General features: G+C 56.2%; 24 protein-coding genes and 5 pseudogenes. 19 read left to right on the top strand and 10 right to left on the bottom strand.

Annotated elements, in window-relative coordinates; translation table 11 throughout:
* Nucleotides 1-27: 27 nt before the first annotated feature.
* Nucleotides 28-153 (bottom strand): annotated as a pseudogene (locus tag SOPEG_RS27920) (IS5/IS1182 family transposase); the annotation flags it as partial.
* A 60-nt stretch (nucleotides 154-213) separates the two neighbouring features.
* Nucleotides 214-471 (bottom strand): acyltransferase family protein, encoded by a 258-nt coding sequence (locus SOPEG_RS18765; RefSeq protein ID WP_025246495.1) that lies wholly within the window; start codon nucleotides 469-471, stop codon nucleotides 214-216.
* A 338-nt stretch (nucleotides 472-809) separates the two neighbouring features.
* Between SOPEG_RS18765 and SOPEG_RS25385 the strand changes: the two are divergent.
* A pseudogene (locus tag SOPEG_RS25385) lies at nucleotides 810-1,013 on the top strand (DNA adenine methylase); the annotation flags it as partial.
* Between the two features lie 616 nt (nucleotides 1,014-1,629).
* On the opposite strand, the gene SOPEG_RS18760 reads toward SOPEG_RS25385, so the two are convergent.
* On the bottom strand, nucleotides 1,630-2,553 hold the full coding sequence (locus tag SOPEG_RS18760) for an IS5-like element ISSoEn1 family transposase (protein WP_025246493.1): 924 nt from the start codon (nucleotides 2,551-2,553) through the stop codon (nucleotides 1,630-1,632).
* A 95-nt stretch (nucleotides 2,554-2,648) separates the two neighbouring features.
* Between SOPEG_RS18760 and SOPEG_RS18755 the strand changes: the two are divergent.
* Nucleotides 2,649-3,008, top strand: a pseudogene (locus SOPEG_RS18755) (DNA adenine methylase); the annotation flags it as partial.
* A 103-nt stretch (nucleotides 3,009-3,111) separates the two neighbouring features.
* Here the strand turns inward: SOPEG_RS18755 and SOPEG_RS18750 are convergent.
* Genes SOPEG_RS18750 through SOPEG_RS28920 form a run of 3 tightly spaced genes read right to left on the bottom strand, consistent with a single transcriptional unit; the run spans nucleotide 3,112 to nucleotide 4,219 of the window.
* A complete protein-coding gene (locus SOPEG_RS18750) occupies nucleotides 3,112-3,324 on the bottom strand; it encodes a phosphoheptose isomerase family protein (RefSeq protein WP_025246492.1) in 213 nt (70 codons plus the stop codon).
* Entirely contained in the window at nucleotides 3,321-3,749 is a 429-nt protein-coding gene (locus tag SOPEG_RS28925; RefSeq protein WP_200867834.1) for a hypothetical protein, read from the bottom strand. Before SOPEG_RS28925 ends, SOPEG_RS18750 begins: the two co-directional genes overlap by 4 nt.
* Nucleotides 3,686-4,219 carry an NAD(P)-binding domain-containing protein gene (locus tag SOPEG_RS28920; RefSeq protein ID WP_200867833.1) on the bottom strand — a complete coding sequence of 178 codons (534 nt, stop codon included), beginning with the start codon at nucleotides 4,217-4,219 and terminating at the stop codon, nucleotides 3,686-3,688. The genes SOPEG_RS28925 and SOPEG_RS28920 overlap by 64 nt, the downstream gene beginning before the upstream one ends.
* Before the next feature lie 138 nt (nucleotides 4,220-4,357).
* Between SOPEG_RS28920 and SOPEG_RS23395 the strand changes: the two genes are divergently transcribed.
* The 4 genes and pseudogenes from SOPEG_RS23395 (at nucleotide 4,358) to SOPEG_RS18725 (ending at nucleotide 7,799) form a co-directional block, all read left to right on the top strand.
* Entirely contained in the window at nucleotides 4,358-5,665 is a 1,308-nt protein-coding gene (locus SOPEG_RS23395; protein ID WP_071882248.1) for an SDR family oxidoreductase, read from the top strand.
* A gap of 205 nt (nucleotides 5,666-5,870) precedes the next feature.
* Complete coding sequence (locus SOPEG_RS18735; RefSeq protein ID WP_025246490.1) at nucleotides 5,871-6,248, top strand: hypothetical protein; 378 nt, start codon at nucleotides 5,871-5,873, stop codon at nucleotides 6,246-6,248.
* A 181-nt stretch (nucleotides 6,249-6,429) separates the two neighbouring features.
* Nucleotides 6,430-7,300: pseudogene (locus SOPEG_RS18730) on the top strand (AraC family transcriptional regulator).
* A gap of 73 nt (nucleotides 7,301-7,373) precedes the next feature.
* Nucleotides 7,374-7,799 (top strand): DUF2000 domain-containing protein, encoded by a 426-nt coding sequence (locus SOPEG_RS18725; RefSeq protein WP_038469052.1) that lies wholly within the window; start codon nucleotides 7,374-7,376, stop codon nucleotides 7,797-7,799.
* Between the two features lie 172 nt (nucleotides 7,800-7,971).
* On the opposite strand, the gene SOPEG_RS28560 is transcribed toward SOPEG_RS18725, so the two are convergent.
* Entirely contained in the window at nucleotides 7,972-8,292 is a 321-nt protein-coding gene (locus SOPEG_RS28560) for a hypothetical protein (protein ID WP_162149705.1), read from the bottom strand.
* Between SOPEG_RS28560 and SOPEG_RS18720 the strand changes: the two genes are divergently transcribed.
* The 8 genes from SOPEG_RS18720 to SOPEG_RS18685 all read left to right on the top strand — a co-directional run bounded on the left by SOPEG_RS18720 (nucleotide 8,276) and on the right by SOPEG_RS18685 (nucleotide 16,386).
* The gene (locus SOPEG_RS18720; RefSeq protein ID WP_236851554.1) at nucleotides 8,276-8,848 is read left to right on the top strand and encodes a GntR family transcriptional regulator; all 573 of its coding nucleotides are present in this window, start codon (nucleotides 8,276-8,278) and stop codon (nucleotides 8,846-8,848) included. The two genes, SOPEG_RS28560 and SOPEG_RS18720, sit on opposite strands and share 17 nt — an antisense overlap.
* A 58-nt stretch (nucleotides 8,849-8,906) precedes the next feature.
* The gene (locus SOPEG_RS18715) at nucleotides 8,907-9,641 is read left to right on the top strand and encodes a type 1 glutamine amidotransferase (protein ID WP_025246487.1); all 735 of its coding nucleotides are present in this window, start codon (nucleotides 8,907-8,909) and stop codon (nucleotides 9,639-9,641) included.
* A 27-nt stretch (nucleotides 9,642-9,668) separates the two neighbouring features.
* Nucleotides 9,669-10,715 (top strand): ABC transporter substrate-binding protein, encoded by a 1,047-nt coding sequence (locus tag SOPEG_RS18710; RefSeq protein WP_025246486.1) that lies wholly within the window; start codon nucleotides 9,669-9,671, stop codon nucleotides 10,713-10,715.
* Nucleotides 10,716-10,881: 166 nt separating this feature from the next.
* Nucleotides 10,882-11,487, top strand: a complete 606-nt coding sequence (locus SOPEG_RS18705) for a M24 family metallopeptidase (RefSeq protein ID WP_236851838.1) — start codon at nucleotides 10,882-10,884, stop codon at nucleotides 11,485-11,487.
* 79 nt (nucleotides 11,488-11,566) lie between these two features.
* The gene (locus tag SOPEG_RS18700; protein WP_025246485.1) at nucleotides 11,567-13,270 is read left to right on the top strand and encodes an ABC transporter permease; all 1,704 of its coding nucleotides are present in this window, start codon (nucleotides 11,567-11,569) and stop codon (nucleotides 13,268-13,270) included.
* The gene (locus SOPEG_RS18695) at nucleotides 13,251-14,084 is read left to right on the top strand and encodes an ABC transporter ATP-binding protein (protein WP_236851550.1); all 834 of its coding nucleotides are present in this window, start codon (nucleotides 13,251-13,253) and stop codon (nucleotides 14,082-14,084) included. Before SOPEG_RS18700 ends, SOPEG_RS18695 begins: the two co-directional genes overlap by 20 nt.
* A gap of 60 nt (nucleotides 14,085-14,144) precedes the next feature.
* Nucleotides 14,145-15,068 carry an IS5-like element ISSoEn1 family transposase gene (locus SOPEG_RS18690; protein WP_025244865.1) on the top strand — a complete coding sequence of 308 codons (924 nt, stop codon included), beginning with the start codon at nucleotides 14,145-14,147 and terminating at the stop codon, nucleotides 15,066-15,068.
* Between the two features lie 109 nt (nucleotides 15,069-15,177).
* The gene (locus tag SOPEG_RS18685) at nucleotides 15,178-16,386 is read left to right on the top strand and encodes an IS256-like element ISSoEn2 family transposase (protein ID WP_025244301.1); all 1,209 of its coding nucleotides are present in this window, start codon (nucleotides 15,178-15,180) and stop codon (nucleotides 16,384-16,386) included.
* A gap of 170 nt (nucleotides 16,387-16,556) precedes the next feature.
* Here the strand turns inward: SOPEG_RS18685 and istB are convergent, their stop codons facing one another.
* Nucleotides 16,557-17,306 carry an IS21-like element ISSoEn3 family helper ATPase IstB gene (gene istB, locus SOPEG_RS18680; protein WP_025245285.1) on the bottom strand — a complete coding sequence of 250 codons (750 nt, stop codon included), beginning with the start codon at nucleotides 17,304-17,306 and terminating at the stop codon, nucleotides 16,557-16,559.
* A gap of 11 nt (nucleotides 17,307-17,317) precedes the next feature.
* A pseudogene (gene istA / locus SOPEG_RS18675) lies at nucleotides 17,318-18,868 on the bottom strand (IS21 family transposase).
* Between the two features lie 229 nt (nucleotides 18,869-19,097).
* Between istA and SOPEG_RS18670 the strand changes: the two are divergent.
* From SOPEG_RS18670 to SOPEG_RS18650, 5 genes are all read left to right on the top strand, one after another.
* Nucleotides 19,098-20,063, top strand: a complete 966-nt coding sequence (locus SOPEG_RS18670) for a dihydrodipicolinate synthase family protein (RefSeq protein ID WP_236851548.1) — start codon at nucleotides 19,098-19,100, stop codon at nucleotides 20,061-20,063.
* Nucleotides 20,064-20,289: 226 nt separating this feature from the next.
* Nucleotides 20,290-21,309: an NAD(P)H-quinone oxidoreductase gene (locus SOPEG_RS18665; protein WP_038470481.1), complete on the top strand. Its 1,020-nt coding sequence runs from the start codon at nucleotides 20,290-20,292 to the stop codon at nucleotides 21,307-21,309.
* A gap of 190 nt (nucleotides 21,310-21,499) precedes the next feature.
* Complete coding sequence (locus tag SOPEG_RS18660) at nucleotides 21,500-21,697, top strand: hypothetical protein (protein ID WP_025246483.1); 198 nt, start codon at nucleotides 21,500-21,502, stop codon at nucleotides 21,695-21,697.
* Between the two features lie 114 nt (nucleotides 21,698-21,811).
* Nucleotides 21,812-22,492, top strand: a complete 681-nt coding sequence (locus SOPEG_RS18655; RefSeq protein ID WP_148297136.1) for a tetratricopeptide repeat protein — start codon at nucleotides 21,812-21,814, stop codon at nucleotides 22,490-22,492.
* Nucleotides 22,493-22,626: 134 nt separating this feature from the next.
* A complete protein-coding gene (locus SOPEG_RS18650; RefSeq protein ID WP_025246481.1) occupies nucleotides 22,627-23,784 on the top strand; it encodes an MFS transporter in 1,158 nt (385 codons plus the stop codon).
* On the opposite strand, the gene SOPEG_RS18645 is transcribed toward SOPEG_RS18650, so the two are convergent.
* Nucleotides 23,781-24,677 carry a LysR family transcriptional regulator gene (locus SOPEG_RS18645; RefSeq protein ID WP_417903456.1) on the bottom strand — a complete coding sequence of 299 codons (897 nt, stop codon included), beginning with the start codon at nucleotides 24,675-24,677 and terminating at the stop codon, nucleotides 23,781-23,783. The genes SOPEG_RS18650 and SOPEG_RS18645 overlap by 4 nt on opposite strands.
* Nucleotides 24,678-24,723 lie beyond the last annotated feature (46 nt).

Below are 24,723 nucleotides of genomic sequence, written 5' to 3'. Positions count from 1 at the left end.
CACAAATTTCGGATTTATTCAACAAAGCGGTGGTGTACTCTCAGTCCATGCAGCAATGGCTGACTCATCAAGCCATACTGTCATGTCCCCCCGCCGCCTGAGCGCATTGTTGTATGCGGGCCAGTTGGTGATTTTAAACTTTTGCTTTGCCATGGGGACCTGATGTTGAAACGAATGTAGTGATCAGAGCCGCCAGTCACCTAAAAGTTCGATTTATTCAACAAAGCCTAAAACAATAGCAATTAAGGCTGGTTGTAATCGCCATAATCTACGCCGGTAAAAACCAAAAAATGAAAAATAATTATTTTTCATTGAGTTAATGATGATTGAGGTTATCAAAAAACCTGAAATCACAAAAAACATATCCACACCGATAAAACCTGATGGAAAAACCGTCAATCCGCCATAAAAAGCCAGCACAAAAATGATGGCTATTGCCCTTAGACCATCGATATCATAGAGGTATTTCATAAAAACCTATATTTTTTAATTAATTATAATAAAAAACAGTTCATTGCAGCTCATCTGCAGCCTTACCCTAACGTATTTTGCATCATTGTTAAATACACTCGTTTATGGGAACTCCCAGCTTAATATTTATGCCGACAGATTAATCAATGCTGGATTACCTCTTTAGCCATTACAAGTTAACATTTTGATTTTAAATTAAAATATTTCTCTTCCCGTGTTATTACTTATAGCCACTACCCCTCAGTCAGTATCTACAAGTTACAACTAATAATTATCTTGACGATTAATTACTGATTATTGATCGGTAAAAATTATAGTAACGCATGAGGATTGCATTAATGAGTACGCCAATCGTACCTTGGGTGGGAGGAAAGCGGCGGCTGGCTAAACGTCTTCTATCGTACTTTCCTGAGCACAAATGCTACGTTGAACCATTCTGTGGGGGAGCGGCGCTGTTTTTCAGCAAGGAACCATCCACAGTCGAAGTGCTGAACGATATCAATGGCGATTTGATAAACCTCTATCGGGTGGTTAAGTGTCACCACCGGTTTAAATCTGATCCACTCTGCTAATTAAATCACTATTCTTTTAAGAGGAAGCTAACAAAAATAATCTTGGATATTTGAAAACTATAAGACAGTTCGACAAGTGGTCATAATCGCATCCATATGCGCGATCTCTACATCGAAAAAAACGCCAAGCAGGGCGCTGACGCGGTTTCCGGGGCTATGCCAGTCACAAGTTCGCTTCGCTCACGTATCGGTGCGCAGAAGCTTCAGAGCGCGTTTATAAGTACTTTTCGCGCCTCGCCTGCCTTCGGCATAATGGCGTATTAATAACCACTGATTTTAACAAAAAAGCCTATTTTACTTAGCAGGGTGGATCACTTTTCAATTGGTAATGACAGTTAAGTACCATTTGGAGAAATTTATACGTCAGTTTAAGTGGGCTTTAAGCAGTAGGCAGCTGTTTGATTGGCTAAAAGAAACACCACCACAAACGCTGACCGATATACAGCGAGCCGCCCAGTTTTACTATCTTCAACAACTCACATTTGGTGGCAAAGTGAGCGGGCAGAACTTTGGTACTTCCGCTGTGCGATCGCTTTGTTGAATAAATCCGAAATTTTTGACGACTTCCTCCCTATCAGGGCGATTGTTACATGATGCGGACGCTGTTTGGCATTCCTAACAACGTGATCCGGTTAAGCGCTTTGACCATTGCCATAGCCTCACCTACCTGCGCGTCATAGTCATGCAGACTCAGATGACCACCCAGAAGTATTTTAAACCGGAACATGGCCGTTTCAGCCAGTGAACGCCGGTGATAACCTACTTTCTTTTTCCAGGTATCGTTATTGCCGCTCAGATGCTGATTTGCCACCGCATGGTTACGCTCATGGTATCGAGCTGGCCAATATTGCGCACCACTTCGCGGTGGGATAAGCGGCTTTATTTTTTTCCTCAGCAGAGCATCATGACAGTAACGCGTATCGTAAGCACTGTCAGCCGACGCTTCCCTGATTTTCCGGTGGGTTTGGTTAATCAGCCCGGGCAGCGCCTGCGCATCTGTCGTACCGCTTAGCGATAAATCGGCACAGATAATTTCATGTGTCGCGCTATCTACTGCCAGATCAAGCTTGCGCCATACTCTGCGCCTCTCAGCCTCATGCTGCCTGACTTTCCATTCGCCTTCGCCGAAGATTTTCAGGCCGGTGCCATCGATGACCAGGTGTGAGATTTCGCCGCGGGTTGGCGTTTTTATGCTGATGTCGACGGTTTTTGCTCGCCGGCTGACCAGAGAGTAATCTGGGCAGCGCAGCGACAGCCCCATCAGTTTAAAAATCGAGTCAACGAAACCCTGTAACGCCCGGAGCGAAAGGTTAAACACGCGCTTTATCATCAGAACCGTGGTAATGGCCATATCGGTGTAGTGAAGCGGCCGGCCACGATGTTCAGGTGGTGTACTCTCAGTCCATGCAGCAATGGCTGACTCATCAAGCCATACTGTCAGGTCCCCCCGCTGCCTGAGCGCATTGTTATATGCGGGCCAGTTGGTGATTTTAAACTTTTGCTTTGCCATGGGGACCTGATGTTGAAACGAATGTAGTGATCAGAGCCGCCAGTCACCTAAAAGTTCGATTTATTCAACAAAGCCCTGTGCGATCACAGTTATTGAACCTTCTAAGAATCGAAGAGCAGCTATAACAGGCTCATCTGCGTTTATCTCAGGCAACCATAGAGCATCTTGGTTGGCAGGCTTGTATTGAAAAATATGATAGGCCACATACATTGTTCTACCTTGATCCACCTTACTGGAAGACTCAAGGCTATGGCGTGGCGTTTGGCCTGGAGCAATACAGCATCATTGATAGCCTGGCTCATTCGATAACAGGAAGAATGGTTATTTCAGTTAATGATATCCCAGAAATGAGGAGCATCTTCAAAAACCTTCATATCGACGTTGTTGACCTAAAATACTCATTAGGCAACAACCCTCATAGCAGACGCGAGTTGATCATTCGCAATTTCGCCTGATTTCCTTTTTGCAAACAATTCTGGACTGTCCAAAATGGCCACTTTTTAGTGGTTTAAAGGAGTCCAGAATTGCTTGCAAATTAGTCCAAAATATTTTGCATCGCTACACATACACCGCAAGACCGATATGCATGAGACGGATGGCGATTGCTTTCACCATCAAACCCGAGCGGCCCTGGCCGCTTAAAAACACCCGCGGCGTGCGGTTGATGGCCTCGGCAAGCTGTGATAACTGCTCATCGTTAATAGCTTGCGCCATATGACTAAGCTCGCGGGCGACCTGTTGCAGGCGCTGCGTTAGTGAAACTGTGCTCATGCGTTATCCTCGCGGTGTTTTACCGCATGGCCGCCGATCGTCCCCCGCAGGGCGGCAATGCTTTTCATGGTGGGAGAATCGTCCTGCTGTGAGCGGAAACGCGCCTGGAGAGCCGCGCTGATGGCCGGCGTGGGCACGCGTAGGCGGATGGCTTCCTCCACCGTCCAGCGGCCCATGCCGGAATCCGCTGCGTAGCCTTTTACACCGGCCAGCGACACATTGGGCGCCAGGGCTTCAATCAGTTTTTCCAGTAAATGCGAACGTATGGAACAGCCGTTTTGCCAGGCGTTCAGCGTGGCCAGCAGGTCGACATCTATGTCAGACGCCAGAAGTAGCTCATATCCCTCGCCATAAGCCTGCATCAGCGCGTATTCGACGCCGTTATGCACCGCTTTGGCAAGATGTCCCGCGCCGCCGTCGCCCACGCCCCTTTGGCCGCCAGGGCGTCAAACAGCGGGGCAAGACATTCGACGATCGGGGTCGCTGCGCCGATAAGAAGCCCGCATCCTTCCCGTGCGCCTTGTGTTCCACCGCTAACGCCCGCGTCTACCAGCGTTATCCCTTTCTCCCGCAGCCTGGCCGAGCGACGAAGCGTATCGCGAAAATCCGAGTTACCACCGTCAACGACGATATCACCGCTGGTAAGCAGCGCCGCTAATTCAGCAATAGCGTTTTCCGTTGCCTCACCCGGTGGCGTCATCAGCCAGAAAGTCCGCGGCGCCGGCAGCATAGCTGCCGCCGATCGACAATCCGCGGCGACATTGATGCCTTGCTGCGTCGCCTTGTCCCGTGCATGACTATTTTCATCAACGGCGATCACTTCATGTCCAGCATTTTTAAGTCGTGTAGCCATGGCGGCGCCCATTTTTTCCAAGCCTATGAAACCTACTTTCATAATGCATTCCTAGGTGAGGTTGATTCGTTTTTTTTAAAGTAAGATGTCACCCCAAGAAAAGTAAAGAAGTAAATAAATTACATCTCTTACCGCTTGCAGAAAATAATTATCAGACGCCGTGGGTAGGCAAATTCTATTTTGATTGCTGCGGATTACATTAGAAATATAAAGATTTTTCCCGTTGATAAGCCGTGTACAGGGTCGACAAAATTCTCCACCAGCCGCCAGCGTGGCGTGTTCACCGGCGAAGCGCTGACGCTTTTTCCCACCGATTATTGGCGTTATACCCTGTTTTGCATGATGCCAGAAACCAGCGACACCGATTTTTCCTTTAGCGCTATGGCGCAGGTAATCAATAAAGATCTGGTGGACAATTTGGGCAATTTTATCAACCGGTTGGTGACGCTTATCGTGAGCAACTTTAACGGCGCGCTGCCGGCCGGCTACTGCCCCGATCCGGCGCTGAACCAGGCGTTGTCGCAGGACGTAAGCGAATACGAGCATCACATGCGTCAGTTAGAATACCGTAAGGCGGGCGTGGCGATGCGGCGCATGTGGACGCGCGGCAATGAATATATCACCCACCAGCAGCCATGGCGCAAGGTGAAAACCGATCCGCTGGCATCGGCGCAGGTCTTGAAAAATTGTCTGGGGCTGCTGTGGGTATACAGCTGCGTGCTGGCGCCGGTCGCGCCCGGTATTGCCGGGCGTATCCGCGCGATTTTGCCCGTCGACGGCGCGCGTTGGTCAAGCGCGAAAGCGGCGCTGCAGCCTGTGCTGGCTATTACCTCACCTGATTCGCAAAATCAGCGAGGGGGAGGTGGAAGCGTTGACGCAGCGGTTCGCGGGCAAGATGCCGCCGATCTGGCGCAGGCCGACGATCTGCGGCGCCTGTTTGATGAGATCGACACTCGGTGGGGCAGGTTGGATATTGCCATCAATAATGCCGGTACCGATGGCGTCTCGTTTACCCCATTGACCGACTATCCCGACGAGGCCTGGCATCAGGTAATGGCGCTGAATCTTACCGGCGTTTATCTCTGTATGAAGCGGGAAATCCCTTTGATGATGCCGTCCGGCGGCGCTATTGTGAATGTTGCCTCTATCGCCGGGCTACGTGCAAGTTACACCGGCGGCTGTGCCTACACCGCCAGCAAACACGGCCTGTTGGGGTTGACTAAATCCGCCGAGCTGGAATATGCCCGACACGGTATCCGTATCAATGCCGTCTGTCCCGGTCTGGTCAGGACCGCCATGTCCGAGGCGGTGTTTGGCGATAAACTTGACGAGCACGGCGACCTGCACCCCCTAGGACGCCTCTGCGAGGCCGACGAGGCCGACGAGGCCGACGAGGTCGCTGCCGCTGCGCTTTGGCTGGTCAGCCCGGCGGCCAGCTTCGTTACCGGCGTCAGCCTGCCGGTGGACGGTGGCATCATGGCCGGATGACGGCACGGGAAAAGGGCTGTCATTGCGCGCGGCGGCGGGTACGCTGACGGGGTTTTGATGAGCGTGCGATGGAGAGGCTCGGTGTTGCGGGCTATGGCGGCCCCGGCGTTTCGGCGAGCGTAGGCAATGGGGCCAGGCGGCCAGGATCGAAGAGGTCGGCGCTCGCGGTGAAATGACATAAGGCCGAAAAGCTAACGCGAGATCATTGTTCCGCATTAATTTCTCGGCTACAGTTGCGCTTTCTCTCGTTGGGCATGACATGATGAATGATACGCGCCCTTTAAACGCGCTATTTGCGATCACACTATTGCTGTTCGTTCTGTCCCGACTGTTTGCCGATGCGGCGAGCTGGCATTTGCCCGTCTGGCAAGATGCGGGCAGCCCGCGGCAAATGAAGCAGAACCAGTTCGCGCAGCAAACCCTGCGGCGTGCCGGCTATCATTGTCCGTCGCCCAGCCAGCTGCGTATGGACTGGGATGGGGATTTACTGATTTCCTGCTGCGATAACGGACTAATTTATAAGGTGAAGGGTGTAATGAACGGCAAAAAACTCAAGGTCCAGACCGTCCGAGAAAACGATTAAGCCGCGCTATCGCTTATTTCCCCCGCTGCGTGAGGAGTTATGCTGGACGGCGTTCTGACCTTCGCGCTTGGGGCCACCTTAACCCTGGTTTTCCATCTGTTTTACACCGCGTTTCCCTCCTGCATCCCAATAGGGCGTAGATTTGTTACCCTATCCTGCACCTGTTCCCGGACTTATGCCTATGCTAAACGCCAATTGGGTGGATATCACCAGGGATGATGATAGCCAGACTGAAACTCTTCGCGCCCATTTCACCGGCCATGCCTTTGATGCACACTGGCACGACAGTTATCTCATCGGCGTTACCGAAGCCGGCGTGCAGCAATTCCATTCGGGGCGCATCAAACATCAAGGCACGCCGGGCAAAGTGTTTATGCTGGCGCCGGGCGAAATCCATGACGGCGATGCGGTGGATGGCGCCGGCTTCACCTACCGCATGCTTTATCTACCGGTACCGCTGATGCGTCAAACCTTGCCGGCCCTCTTTGCCGAGGCGCCGGACCGGTTTGAGCTGGTCTTTCCGCAAACGCTGGTAAACGATCCGCTTCTTGCCGGCGCTACCTGGGAGGCGTTTAACGCCTTGCATCATCAGGCGCCGCGCATGGTGCGAGACCATGCCCTACAGCATCTGCTCGTCCGTCTGACCCACGGCTATCCCTGGCGAAAGAAAAGCGCGCCGGCCAATGTCAGTCGCCTCGCCCTGATTCGCGCCCGCGATTATTTGCAGGCGCATTATCATGAGGAGATCGGTCTGGATGCGTTATCATGAGGAGATCGGTCTGGATGCGTTGGCCCATGTTGCCGGCATGGACCGTTTCCGGCTTAATCGCGAATTTCGTGCGGCGTTCGGGTTGCCGCCCCATGCCTGGCTGGTGCAGTTGCGTTTGGTACAGGCCCGCCGCCTGCTGATGCAGGGCGTTTCCCCCGCCCTGGCCGCCGCACAGGTCGGATTCGCCGATCAGAGCCATCGGGGGCGTTGGTTCCGTCGTGCCTATCATATGACGCCCGCCAGCTATCGTTATTGGTGCACAAACGTTCCAGACGACGATTGAATCCCCTTCTACTCTAACCGCCTTGGTCAATAACAGGAGCGTAGAGATGAACGAAATGGAGCAATAGGCAAGCGTGGTGCCGGAACGCTGTGTGGTGATAGTCAGTCAGGCGCTGGACGCCGGCCGCGCGGCAAATGCGGCGGCGGTGATGGCATTAACCCTTGGCCAGCGCCACCTCGGTCTGGTGAGGGAGGCGTTGATCGACGCCCGACAACGCGCGTGGCCGGGGCTTATCCCCATCGGCATTTCGGTGCTCGCCGCCGATACGCGGCACCTGCAACGCCTGTGGCAGGAGGGGGCGAGTCAGGCGCTGGATGTGGTGCTCTTCCCGGTCGAAGGTCAAGCCACCACCGACTATACGCAATTTCGCGCCGCGCTCGCTGGTCAGAACAGCGAGTCGTTTCAATTAATTAGCATCGCCATCGCCGGCGATAAAAAGCGCGTGCGCAAGCTGACGTCGGGGCTGGCGTTATATTGTGGGCCGGTCGGCGGCGCTTGATAGCGCCACGGTCGGCCTTCAACTGCGCTGAGGCGTAACGGTTCGCCCAGCGCTGAACGCTGCACCTGCGCGGGGACCTGCGGCCCATCGCGATGGCGTATGGGGTTCGCAGCGGGCAAAGGGGTACCCATACCCCGCTGTTCACGCTTCACCGTTCTCTTTCGAGCCCCATCTATCGGCATTTCCCCCGTTTACCGACGCTTCTTTCCGGGCGATTCCTGCCAGCGTCATACTGTTTTCTTATTTTACCAGAAATTAAGGCATTTTCGCCGCAGATGTCGGCTTTTATCGGGCTTGGCGTGATGACATCGGTGGTGTGTAAGTAGTATATAAATGGCATACCGGCGGCATAATCGTGGAAAAACAAACAAAGGAGAAGGGCGTTGAGCGCGATAGCACCCCAGCAAGCGACCGAGCGGTCTTTAACCGAGCAAGCCTTTGAAGCGGTATTGAACATGATTAAATCGGGCGCGCTGGTGAACGGTGAGGTCATCAGCGAGCGTCGGCTGGCGGAGCTGCTGGGGTTGTCGCGTACGCCGATACGTGAGGCCCTGGGTCGTTTGGAGAGTAAGCATTTCCTGCGCCGTTCTGGACGCACCCTGTTGGTCAACGGCGTTGAATTGGCCGAAATCCTTGAAATTATGGCGGTACGTAAATTGCTCGAAGCCGATGCGGCTCGCCAGGCGGCGGGTCGTATGTCTCCCGGCAAGATCGCCGACATTCGCGCACGTTTACTGCAAATGACTTCACCCGCCACGGTTACGGCTGACTATCACTGGGAAGTCGATGATTTACTGCATCTCAGTATCGCCGACACCGGCGGCAATCGATTATTGCAGCGCCTCATTGATGAGCTGCGTGTGCGCACCCGTTTATTTAGTAAAGAAACCGTGCCGGGCCGTTTTGCTCCCGGGCGGGAAGAGCATTTGGCCATTCTGGCCGCGATCGAAGCCGGCGACGACGAGGCCGCCGCCGCGGCAATGGTGCGGCATATCGAAGGCACGCGTCAGGCTATTGTGCAGTCGGTGACCGGCTTGCCCCCGAGTTGACGGCCAGCTACCGCATTCGCCATTTTCCCTTTCGTTCATTACCCAAACGGGGTTTTTCATGCAACGCAAACGATTGCTGTATCTGCATAACGGTCGTTCCACCACCACCGTCGCCCGGCTTGACGACCGATTTGAACACTGGGGGCTGGAGGTGGATCGATTTTGGGCGTTCAACAATGAATTTCCAGAGAATTTGGCGGGTTATGACGGCATTTTCCTCTCGGGCAGCCCCCACGGCGCCTACGAAGATGTGCCGTTTATCCTGCAGGAACATCGGCTGATCCAGGAAGCGTCGCGGCGGCGCATTCCAATGCTTGGCGTTTGTTTCAGTAGTCAGATATTGGCCTCCGCGCTGTGCGGCCACGATCAGGTCTTTCGGCGTCCCTATTGCGAAATAGGGAATAAATGGCTGAGCGCCACTCCCGCCGCGGCCAGCGATCCTATTGCCGCCGGTATTGTACCGCGGGCGTATATGTTCGTTTGGCACAACGACGAAGTGCGCGCCGACCATCCCGCGATGACGGTGTTGGCCGGCAGCGATCAATGCCCGAACCAAATATGGCGTTACCGGGATCAACCGGTCTGGGGCATCCAGGGCCACCCGGAAATCACGCTGGCGCAGGCGTCGGTCTGGTTTGAACAAAACCGGCAGCGCATGGAGCTGGACGGGGGAAATATCGACCATTTGATTGCCACCGCCGATGAGGCGCTGGCGGCGAAAACCATGCTGACCCGTTTTGCGGCGCTGGTACAATCCTCGCCGTCGGTACCCCCTGAAAGCGTCAATCTTTAATGCAGTTATCAATGGGAGATCAACGGGATGACAACCTTACGCAGTAAGTGGATAATCGCCGGGGTGCTGGCGGCGGTGTGCCTCGCCTCTACGGCCCGTGCGGCCGATGAGATGATGTTCGCCAGCTGGGGCGGCGCTTATCAAGACGGTATCCGCGCGGCCTGGATCAAACCATTCAGCGAGCAGACCGGCATTGACGTGCAAGAAGACACCAATCCCGTTATCGCCCGCATCAAAGCCATGGTGGATACCCATCGCGTCGAGTGGGACGTCGTGACCGCCGGCGGCGCCAGCCTGATGCAGGGGGCGCAAAGCGGTCTGTTTGAGAAGATAACTCCCGCCATGGTGGATGAAAGCAAGGTGCTGCTCCAGGCGCGCAATGATTATGGTGTGCCGTCGGAGATTTTCTCTACGGTAATCGGCTATTCCACGCAGGCCTTTCCTCAGGGCGGTCCGAAAACCTTTGCCGACTTTTTTGATGTGAAAAAATTCCCTGGTAAGCGTTCGCTACCGGCAAAACCAGACACGGTATTGGAGGCGGCGTTGATGGCCGACGGTGTCGCGGCCAAGGATGTGTATAAAACGTTGAGCACCGAAGCGGGTATGGCGCGTGTGCTCAATAAGATCCGCCAAATCAAACCTTATGTCGCCATGTGGTGGTCTTTCGGCGCTCAGCCGGTACAGGCGTTGGCCAGCGGCGAAGTGGTGATGGCCCTTGGCTGGAATGGCCGCTTTCAATCCGGCATTGATGAAGGTCAGCCCATCGCCATGAGCTGGGGCCAATCGGTGGCGCAGGTCGGCTATTTTATGATTGTAAAAGGGGCGCCCAATAAGGCTGCGGCGGTGAAATTTCTCAGTTACATCATTAAGCCCGAGGTGCAGGCTCGCTTCAGCCACTATGTTGCCTATGGGCCGGTGACGCCCGCCTCGATTGCGCTTATCGATCCCGCCCGCACCGAACGACTGCCGTCCACGCCAGAACGGTTGGCGAATGCACTTTTTCTCGATATTGGCTGGTGGGCTGATCATTCTCTGGCCGCCGGGGAAGCCTACAACGCGATGATGCAGGAATAGTCCGAAACGCGGCGGCGCCCGGCGCTTGCCGTACGATCGTTGCTCAATGAAGGTGTGGGAAATGGTTGAAAAAAACTATTGGTTCGAGAAAGAAGAATACGACCGGCGGTTGGCGCGGGTACAGGCCCAACTGGTGGCGTAGGGCCACGACGCGCTGTTGGCTTTCATGCCGGAAAGCGTTACCTGGCTGACGGGGTTTTTTACCCGCGCCTACTCCTCTTTCCAGTTCGCGATTATTCCGGCCAGCGGCGCGCCGACGGTTGTCTGTCGCGATGTGGAGGCGTACTACCTCGACAGTACCTGCTGCTATCCTGACCGCGTCATGTGGCGTGATAGCGACGATAAAGACGCGGTAGCCGTCAACGCCATCCGCACCCGGCTCGGCGAGGCGCCGAGCGTGGCGGTGGAAATGGCCGCTATCGACTCAGCCCAGGCCGGCGTGAGTGAATGGGAGATGGCGGCACAGATCTGCGCGGCCATGATCCGGGCCGGCAGCGACCTGCCGGGGCCGGGGGTGATGTCTTCGGGGGAGCGGGCGTTTCATTTGCACGGCGGCTACAGCGATCGGGTGCTGGCCCACGGGGACATTGTACAGATAGAGACCACGCCGAATGTGCGTCACTACCATGCGTTTTATGCGGCCGATTCGCGTGGGCGAGGCCAGCGACGACGACCGACGCACGGTGGAACGGTTGATAGCGATTCAAGATGCCGCCCTGGCGCGCGGTTTCGGTATGTCGGAAACCCTATTGATTACCGAAAGCGGCTATGAACGGCTAACTCAGTTTCCACGCCAGCTGTTCGTCAGTTAACGCCAACCGAATTCTACGGCGCAAGAGTTTGGAGACGCTATGTCCGCCATCATAAGTACGACATTATCACGGCCGGCAGGTCGGCGGCGTTATTCCCCGCTCATACTGTTGATTCTGCCGCTGGTACTCTTTTGGGGGCTGTTTTTCGTCTGGCCGATCCTGGGGCTGCTTAAACAGGGATTTTATGTGCACGGGGTGTTATCTGCCGATAACTACCGGCATCTGCTGACGACGCCGATTTACCGTATCGTGCTGCAAAATACCTTCATCATCGCGTTGGCGGTAACCGGCTGCTGCGTGGTGATGAGTTATCCCCTGGCTTACTTGATGGCGACGGTACGGCCGGCGTTGGCGAAACTGCTGTTTTTCGCCGTCCTGCTGCCGTTCTGGTCCAGCGCGCTGGTGCGGACCTCGGCCTGGATAGCGCTGTTGCAGCAAAATGGCCCGTTGAACAGGCTGTTGGTCAACTTAAGCCTCATCGACCATCCCATCGCATTTTTATATAACTTCAACGGCGTGCTGATCGGGATGACCCATGTGCTGATGCCGTTTGTGGTGCTGCCGCTCTATGCTTCCTTCCGCTCAATGGACGGGGCGCTGATTCTGGCGGCGAAAAGCCTTGGTGCGGACGCGTTCGGCGTGCTGTTCAAAGTGGTATTGCCGGTGACCCACCCCGGTATGGTCGCAGGGGCCATCATGGTGTTTATGAACGCGGTGGGGTATTACATCACGCCGTCGCTCATGGGGGGCTCCGGCCAGCGCATGATAGCCGAACTGATCTCCCACAACATTACCGATGAGCTGAACTGGGGCATTGCCGCGGCACTGGCGGGGGTGTTGCTGTTCATCACGCTGTGCGCGCTCTGGGTGTTTAACCGGTTGTTCGGCCTCGGCCGTCTGATGGCGCCGCCGGCCGGTAAAGGCAGCGCGTCGGCGGTGCAGCGCCGTGGCGTCGGGGGAGGGCTCTGCGTGGTGGCCGGCGGCGTTTGCGCTCTGTTTCTAATCCTACCGATTCTGGTGGTGATCCCCATGAGTTTCGGCACTGGCAGCTTTCCGACGTTCCCGCCGCCGGAATATGGCCTGCGCTGGTATCTCAATTTCTTTGCGCAGCGCAAATGGATGGCGGCGCTGTGGCAGAGCGTCCAGGTAGCGTCGATGGTGACGCTGTTGGCGATGGTGCTTGGCGCCACGGCGGCGCTGGGTATGCATAAATTACGTAGCGCGCATCAAGGTTGGCTGGACGCCCTGTTTATCATTCCCATGTCGGTACCGGCGATCATTACCGCCGTGGCGCTCTATTATCTGTGCAACCCGCTGGGGCTGATGGCGAATTCGGCGGCGCTGGTCATCGGCCATACGGTATTGGCGGTGCCGTATTGCTATCTGACGCTGCGCGCGGCATTGCAGGGGTTTGACGCCAACCTGGAGCTGGCCGCGCGGAGCCTCGGAGCCGGCTGGCGGCAGCTGTGGGTCCGCATCATGCTGCCGGCGCTGTTGCCTGGCCTGGTGGGCGGCGCGGTATTTGCCTTCATCACCTCCTTTGATGATGTGGTGATGGCGCTGTTCTTGACCACGTTGCGCAACCGCACACTACCGAAACTGATGTATGAGGGGCTGGCGATGGATTTCGATCCGACGGTGATCGCCGCCTCTTGCCTGCTCATTGCCCTCACCGCCGCGATCCTCATTGCCCACTTTGTGTTGAGCCGTAAAGGAGCCAAACATGCAACCGTTACAAGGTAAAGATGTCACGCTGGCCGGCATCCGCAAAAGCTACGGCGCAACCGTTGCGCTACCCGGTATCGATTTAGCGGTATGGCGCGGGAAATTTTGTACGCTGCTGGGCGTCTCCGGATCCGGTAAAACCACTTTGTTGAAAATCATCGCCGGCTTTGAGTCCCCCGATGCGGGAACGGTACACATCGCCGGCAAGGATATGGGCCGGGTGTCTATTGCCGATCGCAACATCGGTATGGTGTTTCAGAACTACGCGCTGTTTCCCCATATGTCGATCTATGAAAACGTCGCCTTTCCGTTGCGGATGCGCAAACTGGCGCGGGAGGATATCGAGCGCAAGGTTAACGAAGCGCTGGCACTGGTCAGTCTGGCGCCCTATCGGCAGCGACTGCCGACGGAGCTGTCGGGCGGGCAGCAGCAGCGGACGGCGCTGGCGCGAGCGCTGGTGTTTAATCCCGATATTTTGTTGATGGATGAGCCGCTTGGCGCGCTGGATAAGAATTTACGCCAGAGCCTGCAATTGCAGATCAAACAGTTACATCAGGAGCTCGGTCTGACGGTGGTCTTCGTTACCCACGATCAGGAAGAGGCTATGAACCTGTCCGACACCATTGTCATTATGGATCAGGGCAACATTATTGACGCGGGGCGGTCGGAGCACCTTTTATCGGCGGCCGGGGGGGCGATTTGTCGCCGGTTTTCTCGGCGAGTGCAATTTTATTCAGCCGCCGTCTGGACCGGTCATTGGCGTACGTCCCGAACATATCCGCATCGGCGAGCCGGGGTGCAGATTCCGACGTATCCGGGCTTTGTTGAATAAATCGAACTTTTAGGTGACTGGCGGCTCTGATCACTACATTCGTTTCAACATCAGGTCCCCATGGCAAAGCAAAAGTTTAAAATCACCAACTGGCCCGCATACAACAATGCGCTCAGGCAGCGGGGGGACCTGACAGTATGGCTTGATGAGTCAGCCATTGCTGCATGGACTGAGAGTACACCACCTGAACATCGTGGCCGGCCGCTTCACTACACCGATATGGCCATTACCACGGTTCTGATGATAAAGCGCGTGTTTAACCTTTCGCTCCGGGCGTTACAGGGTTTCGTTGACGCGATTTTTAAACTGATGGGGCTGTCGCTGCGCTGCCCAGATTACTCTCTGGTCAGCCGGCGAGCAAAAACCGTCGACATCAGCATAAAAACGCCAACCCGCGGCGAAATCTCACACCTGGTCATCGATGGCACCGGCCTGAAAGTCTTCGGCGAAGGCGAATGGAAAGTCAGGCAGCATGGGGCTGAGAGGCGCAGAGTATGGCGCAAGCTTCATCTGGCAGTAGATAGCGCGACACATGAAATTATCTGTGCCGATTTATCGCTAAGCGGTACGACAGATGCGCAGGCGCTGCCCGGGCTGATTAACCAAACCCACCGGAAAATAAGGGAAGCGTCGGCTGACAGTGCTTACGATACGCGTTACTGTCATGATGCTCTGCTGAGGAAAAAAATAAAGCCGCTTATCCCACCGCGAAGTGGTGCGCAATATTGGCCAGCTCGATACCATGAGCGTAACCATGCGGTGGCAAATCAGCATCTGAGGGGCAATAACGATACCTGGAAAAAGAAAGTAGGTTATCACCGGCGTTCACTGGCTGAAACGGCCATGTTCCGGTTTAAAACACTTCTGGGTGGTCATCTGAGTCTGCATGACTATGACGCGCAGGTAGGTGAGGCAATGGCAATGGTTAAAGCACTTAACCGGATCACACTGTTAGGAATGCCAAACAGCGTCCGCATCATGTAACAATCGCCCTGATAGGGAGGAAGTCGTCACAAATTTCGAGCCTGTTTAGAAATTTGTGTATTTGCCTGATTTTGATATGTTCAATCCAACATCAAAAACAGGTTAATTTATGGACGAAAAACAGTTGCAGGCTCTGGCTAACGAACTGGCCAAAAATCTCAAAACCCCTGAAGATCTCAGTTACTTCGATCGGCTGCTGAAAAAAATTAGCGTCGAAGCAGCTCTCAATGCCGAAATGACCCATCACCTCGGCTACGATAAAAATCAGCCTAAACCGGGGACCAACGCCCGCAACGGCTATTCCACAAAAACCGTTACCACTGGCGATGGCCCGCTGGCGCTGCGTACTCCGCGCGATCGTGACGGTTCCTTTGAACCGCAACTGGTGAAGAAGAACCAGACCCGGATTACCGGGATGGATAACCAGATTTTATCGTTGTACGCCAAAGGGATGACCACCCGCGAGATCGCCGCCGCGTTCAAAGAGCTGTATGACGCCGATGTCTCGCCGGCGCTGGTCTCAAAGGTCACCGATGCGGTCATGGAGCAGGTTGTCGAATGGCAAAACCGGCCTCTGGATGCAGTCTATCCCATTGTTTATCTTGACTGTATCGTTCTAAAAGTCCGGCAGGATAGCCGCATTATCAACAAATCTGTGTTCCTGGCGCTGGGCATCAACATCGAAGGCCAGAAAGAGTTGCTAGGTATGTGGCTGGCCGAAAATGAAGGCGCAAAGTTCTGGCTGAACGTGCTGACAGAGCTGAAAAACCGCGGCCTGAACGATATCCTTATCGCCTGCGTAGACGAGCTGAAAGGTTTCCCTGACGCTATTAACGCGGTGTATCCGGAGGCGCGGCTCCAGCTGTGTATCGTGCATATGGTGCGCAACAGCCTGCGGTTCGTCTCCTGGAAGGACTACAAGGCCGTCACCCGCGACCTGAAAGCTATCTATCAGGCCCCTACGGAAGAAGCCGGCTTGCAGGCGCTGGAAGCGTTCTCCAGTGCCTGGGACATCCGCTACCCGCAAATAAGTCGAAGCTGGCAGGCAAACTGGGCCAATCTGGCCACGTTCTTTGCCTACCCAACGGACATCCGCAAGGTGATCTACACGACCAACGCCATCGAGTCGTTAAACAGCGTGATCCGGCATGCCATCAAAAAGCGCAAGGTGTTCCCGACCGACGACGCAGTGAAAAAGGTGGTGTGGCTGGCGATACAGGCGGCCTCACAGAAATGGACAATGCCTTTGAGGGACTGGCGCATGGCAATGAGCCGCTTTATTATCGAGTTCGGTGACCGCCTGGACGGTCACTTCTGAGAAAAGGCATTTACACAGAATCGTGTACAGGGTCCAAATTTCGGATTTATTCAACAAAGCGACGTATCCGATCAGCTGTTCCGGCGACATCCGATCAGTTATTCCGATATTTTCCGATCACCCATTCCAGTGATATTCGATCACGTGTTTGCTCATCTTCTGACTCGGGTTTAGTCTATTTTTCCTGTGCTGGCTACTCCTTGCTCTTTGCGTAGTGATTCGCCTTTAAGTTCCAGTCTATAGCTGGGGTGTACTAACCGATCGAGTAACGCGTCAGCTGTCGTGGGGTTTTCTATCAGTCCATACCATTTTTTCACCGGCAGTTGACTGATCAGGATGCTGCTGCTTTTGTCGTAGCGATCTTCCATCACCTCCAACAGCATTGTTGCCTGCATCGGACTTATTGATTCTAGGCCCACGTCGTCCAAGATCAGTAACTCTATTTTTTCTAACTGCTTAAGCTGTTTTAGATAGGTCCCGTCTACCTGACACTGGTGAAGATGGGCCAGCAACCGACCCACTCGCCAGTAACGCACGCTATATTGCTGCCGGCATGCCTGCTCACCAAGCGCACAACTGAGCCAGGTTTTGCCCGTACCTGTCGGCCCCGTGATGAGTATGCTTTTCTGATATTTCAGATATTGTCCCCCTAGCAGATCTCGCATCTGTTCCGGTGTCACTCCTCGGCTAGGGATATAACGGATATCTTCCGGTTTTGCCTGCAAGCGCATTTGCGATTGCCGTCGCATACGGCATATGTGGTTGTTTTTTCTATGCAAATTTTCCGCTTCTACCATCAACGACAACCGCTCCTCGAACCCCAGCTCCCCATAACTCCCCGGGAGTTCGCGTTGCGTCTCCAACGCCTGGACCATTGCCGACAACTTCAGCTCTCGCAGAGCCATTAACAGTGTATCCATATTTATTCTCCTTAGTGATAACTGTCCGGACCTCGGAGGTTTTCGTGAACCAGCATTGATACGCCGGCTCCGTCCTGGGTGACCTCACTTTCACGACCGTGTTTCAATACGTTGGCTATGAAAGAGCGGTTAATGCACCCTTTCTCCAACGCCAGCGCGCAGGCCTTCTCCAGTCGCGTCGTCTCATAGCGCCGTTGCAGATTGAGTAGCCCCAGCACGGAGCGGTAAGCCTGCTCCGGATGGGCTTTGCTCTTTTGGATGGACTCGACCACTTTCAGTGTGCACACACCCACCGACAGCGCCCAACTGCACAGCCTTTCCGGCGTCCACTGACTCTGCCCCTTATGGTTAGCCGGCATGTGCGCCGCCTGAGTCGTGTGCCTATAGGCATTATCGCTGCGAGGGTGCGTAGCCACGCAGACGCCCTTATGGTGGATTTGCACCAGCCGTTGGGTGGCGATGACGTCAACGCGCTCGCCAACCAGCGGATGCGGCACCGAGTACCAGTTTTTGCCGTAGTCTATGTGGTAATCAGGTCTCACTCGGGCAACGAGATACTCACTGTATTCCCATTGTGTGGGCGGTAGAGGCCCAAGAGCTGGTTTGTCCAGCTGCTCGAAGCGTTCAAGGCGACTTTGTCCGCCGTAATGACGCATCGGGCGCAGATTCAACTCATGATTGAGTTCTCGTATCACCTGGTTGAGTTCGGCCAGCGAGTAGAACCTACGTTTACGCAACCGGGCCAAAACCCAGCGTTCTACCAGCTGCACAGTTGATTCTGCCTTCGCCTTGTCTTTCGGTTTTCTCGGGCGCGCCGGTAGCACCACTGTCTCATAGTGATTTGCCAGCGCCTGGTAGCTCTGGTTTATGACCGGCTCATAGCGGTCAGGGGTGCTGACAGCGCTGCGCAGATTATCAGGTATCATCAGCTCCGGAACCCCACCCATGAAGTGCAGGCAGCGGCTATTGGCGTTGAGCCACGATGCCATGTCCTGGCCTTCGTAGGCTTCGATATACGCATAGCCTGACACGCCCATGGCAGCGACGAAGATAGCGACCTGGCGTACGCTACCGGTCGCAGGGTTGACGATAGGTACGGTGGGGCCACATAAGTCGATGAAGAGCTTTTCGCCAGCCTTGTGCTCCATGCGCATGGAACGCCGCTGCTTCTTTTTCCAGTCACGGAACAGTGCACAAAACTGTGAGTAACCGAGGGCATCACCGCCCACGGCGGACTGATATTCCATCCAGAGCAGCTGCTTGGTCATGCCCTTGCGGCTTAACTCGGTATCGATATCAAGCCAGCTGGGTAAAGTATTGATAACTTTTCCGGATTTGCCGGGATAGAGCAGGCGGTCGAGGTCGACGGGGGACAGTTCCGCCGGCAATGGTCAGACCAGGTTAGCTACCGTGAATCGGCCGAGGATATCGTGCACGGTAGTACAGCCTATGCCGAGCGCTGTTGCGATAGTGCGATTCGAGCGACGCTGCTCGAATTTCATACGTAAGACATTAATATAGATGCACATTTCCGTTCTCGCTTTCTTCTTTTTACGTGCCATGCCCCCAGAAGCTAAAAGTCTCCAGAGTATGGCGGAACAGAAGATGAGCGATCGGACAGAATCGGAATCGCTGATCGGGCGACCGGAATCAATGATCGGATGAAATCAGAATTAGTGATCGGGTGAAATCGGAATCAGTGATCGGATGTGACCGGAACCAGCACCGGGTCGCTAGCCGCCGGCATCGGCGCACGTGAGCGGACGCCGGGACAGGCCATCGAGTGGGGTTTTGCGCCGCAGGACGCCATGGTTTTTGCACGGGATGAAACGGACCCGAGTCCAACAATGCGCACAACGAAGGGGGTATCATGAGCGCAAAATGAGCGAGCAAAGCCGCGGCGTTTATATTATCGCCACCACGCCGTTTGATGAGGACGGCGAACTGGATTTGAACAGTACCGACACGCTAATCGATTTCTATCTTGAGAAAGGCGTCAGCGGTATTACCATCCTGGGCATGATGGGGAAAGCGCCCAAGCTGACCAGCGACGAATCCCTGTTATTCATGCGCCGGGTGATGACCCGAGTCAATGGCCGGGTGCCGGTGGTGGTGGGTATAAGCCATCCCGCCCATCGTCAGGTGGCAATGCTGGCAAAAAGCGCGATGTCGCTCGGCGCCGCCGGAGTGATGCTGGCGCCGGTAGCCAACTTAAAAACCGAAGAGCAGGTCGTGAACTACTATCTGTCGGTGGCGGCGCTGCTAGGCGACGATATCCCGCTGTGCCTACAGGATTTCCCACAGTCGATCGGCGTACATTGTTCGGTCGAGACGATTTTGCGCTTGGTGGAGACGCTGCCGCAACTGGTGATGCTCAAACATGAAGATTTGCCCGGGCTGCGTAAACTGAGCCAGGTGCGCCGCCAGAGCGAAGCGCGTGGCCTGCGAAGGATCAGTATCCTGGCCGGCAACGACGGTCTGTTTTTGCCCCAGGAGATGCGCCGGGGCGCCGATGGAGCGATGACCGGCTTTGCTTATCCCGAAATGCTGGTTAAGATGTGTCGGCTGTTTGATGAGGGGCGAGACGACGAGGCGGAGGATGTGTTTGATTGTTATTTACCGCTCTTGCGCCATGAATTTCAATACGGGATCGGTTTGACGCTGCGCAAAGAGACGCTCCGCCGCCGCGGGGCGATCCGCTGCGCCAGCCTGGCCCCCGGCTGGATCGGGAGGATTTGCAGGAGCTTGACGCGTTAATTGCCCGTCTGGAGCGGCGATTGGCCGCCCTTAACGGATAAAACGGCGTGCAGAGCCGGCGGCGCGGCCCTGCACGGTGATTAGCACGTCGATCCCCGCACACACCACACAATGGACAGAAAGGGAAATGCCGCTGGGCTATGCTATAACCCTGTTCCTCGCCGCGGCGCGTTTATCGGCTGCCGGAACGGGCGGCATTTTCCCTTTTGTTACTAAGGATCCGATCATGAATACGTCTTCTCTCCCTGACCGTATGCAGATTATTGAGATTAACCAGCCGGGCGGACCGGAGCGGTTGGTGTTGTCGCAACGGCCGGTTCCGCGCCCGGCGCCGGGATATTTGCTGGTACGGGTGGCGGCCGCGGGCGTCAACCGTCCCGATGTGATGCAGCGACAGGGGCATTATCCGCCGCCGCCGGGCGCTTCTGATATCCCCGGCCTGGAAATCGCCGGTGAAGTCGTGGCCGTCGGCGCAGACGTCAGCCGCTTCGTCAACGGCGACAGGGTTTGCGCCCTCATTGCCGGCGGCGGCTACGCCGAATATTGCGTGGTGCATGAAACGAATGCATTACCGGTGCCGGGCGCGTTGTCCTGGAACGAAGCCGCCGCGATACCGGAAACGTTTTTCACCGTCTGGACCAATGTGTTTCAGCGCGGCAGACTGACCGCCGGCGAGACGCTGCTGGTTCATGGCGGCACCTCCGGTATCGGTATCGTCGCGGTGATGCTCGGTAAAGCGTTTGGCGCCAGGGTGTTCGCCACCGCCGGGTCGGCGGCAAAATGCCAAGCGGTGATGACGCTGGGCGCCGACGCCGCCATTAATTACCGTGAACAGGATTTCGTGGCGGAGGTAAAACGGCTGACCGACGGCCGGGGCGCCGATGTGATCGTCGATTTGATTGCCGGTGATTATGTGGCGCGCAACTATGAGGCAGCGACGCTGGACGGCAGGATTGTGCAACTCGGCGTGCAGCAGGGCGCGGCCAAAGCGCTGAATTTGATGCCTATGCTGGCCAAACGGTTGACGCATACCGGGTCTACCCTGCGCCCGCGCAGCGTGGAAGAAAAAGCGGTCATCGCCGCCGAATTGCAGCAGCAGGTCTGGCCGCTGCTCGCCGATGGCAACGTGCGGCCGCTGATTGATAAGGTCTTTACGTTGGGCGACGCCGCCGAGGCGCTCCGCTTGATGGAAAGCAGCGGCCATATCGACAAAATCGTATTAGTCATGCCGGCGTTCGCTGGTTAACGTCGCGGCCCGTTAGCGGCGGGCGGCGCTGCGGTCTTCACTCCCGGTTAACGCTGTTCCCCTTTACTGGCGGGCAGCGCTGCATTCTTCACTGCCGGTTAACGCATTGGCCCTTAAGCGGCGGGCAGCGCCGCGGGACTTGGCTATACTTGATCGAGACATTTCAAGAACGGCAACGGAGGACCCGAGTATGAGCAGACAATATAAAATCGCCTATGAATGGCAAGAAGGGGGCCACCACCGCTCGCAGGAAGTCATCGTCGAAAGCGATAACGAGCTTACCACCGCCAGCGCCGAGGTGACGGAGGCCGTCAAAAATGCGGCGGCACACTCCGCTAATCAGCCGCAGGCGGCGGTGACTGTACTGTCCATCGTGCCTTATCCCTGAAGCCATGCGTAAGCGGCATCTTTACTTCTGTCGGCGTCCGTTTCATTATCGCTGCTGCGGTCGGTTTGAATGAACGTTGAGCGGTGAATGAAACGGAAATGGCATGCGGGCGTTATGGCCCTGGTACTGCATACGGCGGCCAGCGATGAACAGATCGCGGCGGATTGTGGCAAGCTAAACGATTTTGCTCGTTCAGGAGAGGCAGCGTTTTCCCAGGGCGATCTGCATCAGGCGGTGGAGCACTACACCGCCCAGGCCGCATGGGGTGAATTTTGCCATGTACCGCCGGCGGCGCTGGCCGACGCTTATCATCATATCGCGCTGGCGCTTATGAAGGAGGGTGAGCCCTTTAAGGCGCGCGCCTGGTTGCAGCGGATGCCGGACGGCGATGAGCGCCGCCAAGCGCTGTTGGCGATCCAGCCGGTGCTTGATCAGCTCCAGCCGGCCCTGGCCGCCAGCCCGATGGGAAGGTATTGGCGCTATGCCGGCAAAGGCGTCTGGAGCACGCTGTCGGTGATGCCGGAAGCGGGCCGCTGGCGCATTCGTTTTTCCGGCTATTATATACCATTGATGGGATTGTATTACGGACCGAATATGGGTCAGTTTTCAACCCTCACCGATATTGAGCAACAACACGCGATCTGGCAGTCGCCGCCGGACGGTAACGACCCCGGCTGCCGGGTAACGATGACGTTTCATCCCGACAGCGCCGATTTGGCCACGGTAGCGAGGGATTGCGGATTCGGAATGAACGTGCGCGCAAGCGGCAATTTCACCCGGGTATCGCTTTACTGAGGCGTTTGCGGACCGCGCGGCGCCCTCGGCATAACAACGATAATTTAAGGCCCTGCTTCTGACTCTGCCCACACACCCTTGTTAATAATAAACCGTGCCCGCACCGCGGGGACGAAACGCTATTGGAGTTTGCTATGCCCATCGCATTACTGGCGTTGGCGCTGAGCGCTTTTGCTATCGGCACCACCGAATTTGTCATTATGGGATTATTGCCGGAGGTCGCAGGGGACCTCGTGGTCAGTTTGCCGGACGCCGGCTGGCTCATTAGCGGCTATGCGCTGGGCGTGGCTATCGGCGCGCCGATTATGGCGATAGTAACCGCGCGTTTGCCGCGCAAAACCTGTCTGGCGCTGCTGATGGTGATCTTTATCATCGGTAATGTGCTTTGCGCGCTGACCTATAGCTATGGGCTGCTGATGATAGCGCGGGTGGTGACGGCTCTTTGTCTCGGCGCGTTTTTCGGTACCAGGGCGGTGGTGGTCGCCGGATTGGTGCCCCCCAACCGCGGCGCCTCGGCGGTGGCGCTGATGTTTACCGGTCTGACGCTCGCCAACGTGCTCGGCGTCCCCGCCGGAACCTGGTTGGGGCAGCTGTTCGGCTGGCGCGCGACGTTCTGGTGCGTCTCCTTACTGGGGGCGGCGGCGCTGTTGGCGCTGCTGGTCAGTCTGCCGGCACAGCGCAACGCCGCGCCGGCCATTCTGGCGCGGGAAATGTCCGCCTTGCGTAACGGGCGGCGGCTGCTATCGCTATTGATGACGGTATTTTTCGCCGCGGCCATGTTTACCTTATTCAGTTATATCGCGCCGCTGCTGTTGCAGGTGACGCATATCAGCGATCGGGGCGTGAGCTGGACGCTGTTTTTGATTGGCGCCGGTTTAACGGTGGGCAATTTGCTGGAGGGACGGCTCGCCGATTGGCGGGTGTCGGTGGCGCTTATCCTGAGTTTCGCGCTGATAGCGCTGTTTTCGGTGCTGTTCCGCTGGACCAGCGGTACTCTGTGGCCGGCGGAAATCACGCTGTTTTTCTGGGCAATGGCGACATTCTGTACCGTGTCGGCGCTGCAATTCAATGTCGTGGCGCACGGCAATGATGCGCCGAATCTGGTGTCGACGCTAAATATTTCGGCGTTCAACATCGGTAACGCTCTCGGGGCATGGGTGGGTGGCCAGGTCATTGATGCCGGCCTGGGGCTGACCATGGTGCCGCTGGCCACCGGCGGGTTAGCGTTGGGTGGGTTGCTTATCTGCCTGGTGACCTTTTCCCGTCCGCCGCGCCGGCCGTTGACCGCTTAAGGCCGACAGAGGGTGCGGCTACGTCCGCGACGTGTCGACGGGCGGAAGTGCCTAAGCGGCTCGTCGGCGGTAGGAGCGTACGCCGGCCGGTGCAGCGGACGGATCAGGCTCACGGTGAAGGGGACCACGATACTAAACGGTCGGATGAGGACGCCGCTGGCCGCATAATCCAGCGCCGTTAGCGGATTGACGATCGAAAGCCCGACCCCGGCGCGCACCATGGCGCAAACCGAAGCGGCGCTATGGGTCTCCACCCCCCCCTGTCGTTCCACTCCCGCTTGCTGAAAATGCCTATCCAGCCAGTGTCGGTAGCTGTCGGTCGCGGAAAGGCTAATGTACGGCAGGGCACGGAAATCTTCCGGCGTTAGCAGGGATTTGGCGCTGAGGGGATGGCCGGGCGGCAGCACGTAAACTTCATTGAGGGTCATCAGGGTTTCGCGGCGAGTGCCCGCTGGCGCCGTCGGGTTTTCCGTCAAACCCAAATCAAATCGCTGGGCGGAAAGCCACTCCTCCAGCAGCGGCGACTCCTGCGGGATAATATTCAGGCTGATTTCCGGGTGCGCGGCGAAGAAAGCGCGACACACTTCCGGCAGCAGCGACTGGGAAAATACCGGCAGGCAGGCGACAGACAGTTGCGCCTGGCGATATTCCCGAATAGCGCGCGCCGCGCCGCGGATCCGGTCCATGCCGTAGTACGAGCGCTGGACTTCCTCGAATAGCCGCAACCCTTCATGGGTCGGCTTCAGGCGGCCTTTGATTCTCTCAAACAGCGTCAGCTGCAACAGCTGTTCCAGCCGCGCCAGTTCACGGCTCACGGTAGGCTGAGACGTGTGCAGCAGCCCCGCCGCCTCGGTCAGATTCCCCGTGGTCATGACCGCGTGAAAAATATCGATCTACCGTGAACTTACCGCCGCCATCTGCCGCCTCGTCTTAAAAGCG

The organism is Candidatus Sodalis pierantonius str. SOPE, assembly GCF_000517405.1.
Classification (GTDB): domain Bacteria; phylum Pseudomonadota; class Gammaproteobacteria; order Enterobacterales; family Enterobacteriaceae; genus Sodalis_C; species Sodalis_C pierantonii.
The sequence above is the reverse complement of the archived record's forward strand: the minus strand, read 5'-3'. Positions and strand labels throughout refer to the sequence as shown.

Bases quoted from the DNA above. Each gene is read 5' to 3' on its own strand.
- SOPEG_RS18760 (WP_025246493.1), bottom strand. From the start codon at position 2,553: ATGGCAAAGCAAAAGTTTAAAATCACCAACTGGCCCGCATATAACAAT.
- SOPEG_RS18685 (WP_025244301.1), top strand. From the start codon at position 15,178: ATGGACGAAAAACAGTTGCAGGCTCTGGCTAACGAACTGGCCAAAAAT.
- SOPEG_RS28920 (WP_200867833.1), bottom strand. From the start codon at position 4,219: ATGAAAGTAGGTTTCATAGGCTTGGAAAAAATGGGCGCCGCCATGGCT.
- SOPEG_RS18750 (WP_025246492.1), bottom strand. From the start codon at position 3,324: ATGAGCACAGTTTCACTAACGCAGCGCCTGCAACAGGTCGCCCGCGAG.
- SOPEG_RS18655 (WP_148297136.1), top strand. From the start codon at position 21,812: ATGGCCCTGGTACTGCATACGGCGGCCAGCGATGAACAGATCGCGGCG.
- SOPEG_RS18705 (WP_236851838.1), top strand. From the start codon at position 10,882: ATGCCGGAAAGCGTTACCTGGCTGACGGGGTTTTTTACCCGCGCCTAC.
- SOPEG_RS18690 (WP_025244865.1), top strand. From the start codon at position 14,145: ATGGCAAAGCAAAAGTTTAAAATCACCAACTGGCCCGCATACAACAAT.
- SOPEG_RS18715 (WP_025246487.1), top strand. From the start codon at position 8,907: ATGCAACGCAAACGATTGCTGTATCTGCATAACGGTCGTTCCACCACC.
- SOPEG_RS18695 (WP_236851550.1), top strand. From the start codon at position 13,251: ATGCAACCGTTACAAGGTAAAGATGTCACGCTGGCCGGCATCCGCAAA.
- SOPEG_RS18660 (WP_025246483.1), top strand. From the start codon at position 21,500: ATGAGCAGACAATATAAAATCGCCTATGAATGGCAAGAAGGGGGCCAC.
- SOPEG_RS18665 (WP_038470481.1), top strand. From the start codon at position 20,290: ATGAATACGTCTTCTCTCCCTGACCGTATGCAGATTATTGAGATTAAC.
- SOPEG_RS18710 (WP_025246486.1), top strand. From the start codon at position 9,669: ATGACAACCTTACGCAGTAAGTGGATAATCGCCGGGGTGCTGGCGGCG.
- SOPEG_RS18765 (WP_025246495.1), bottom strand. From the start codon at position 471: ATGAAATACCTCTATGATATCGATGGTCTAAGGGCAATAGCCATCATT.
- SOPEG_RS18700 (WP_025246485.1), top strand. From the start codon at position 11,567: ATGTCCGCCATCATAAGTACGACATTATCACGGCCGGCAGGTCGGCGG.
- SOPEG_RS28560 (WP_162149705.1), bottom strand. From the start codon at position 8,292: ATGACCTCACCGTTCACCAGCGCGCCCGATTTAATCATGTTCAATACC.
- SOPEG_RS18650 (WP_025246481.1), top strand. From the start codon at position 22,627: ATGCCCATCGCATTACTGGCGTTGGCGCTGAGCGCTTTTGCTATCGGC.
- istB (WP_025245285.1), bottom strand. From the start codon at position 17,306: ATGGATACACTGTTAATGGCTCTGCGAGAGCTGAAGTTGTCGGCAATG.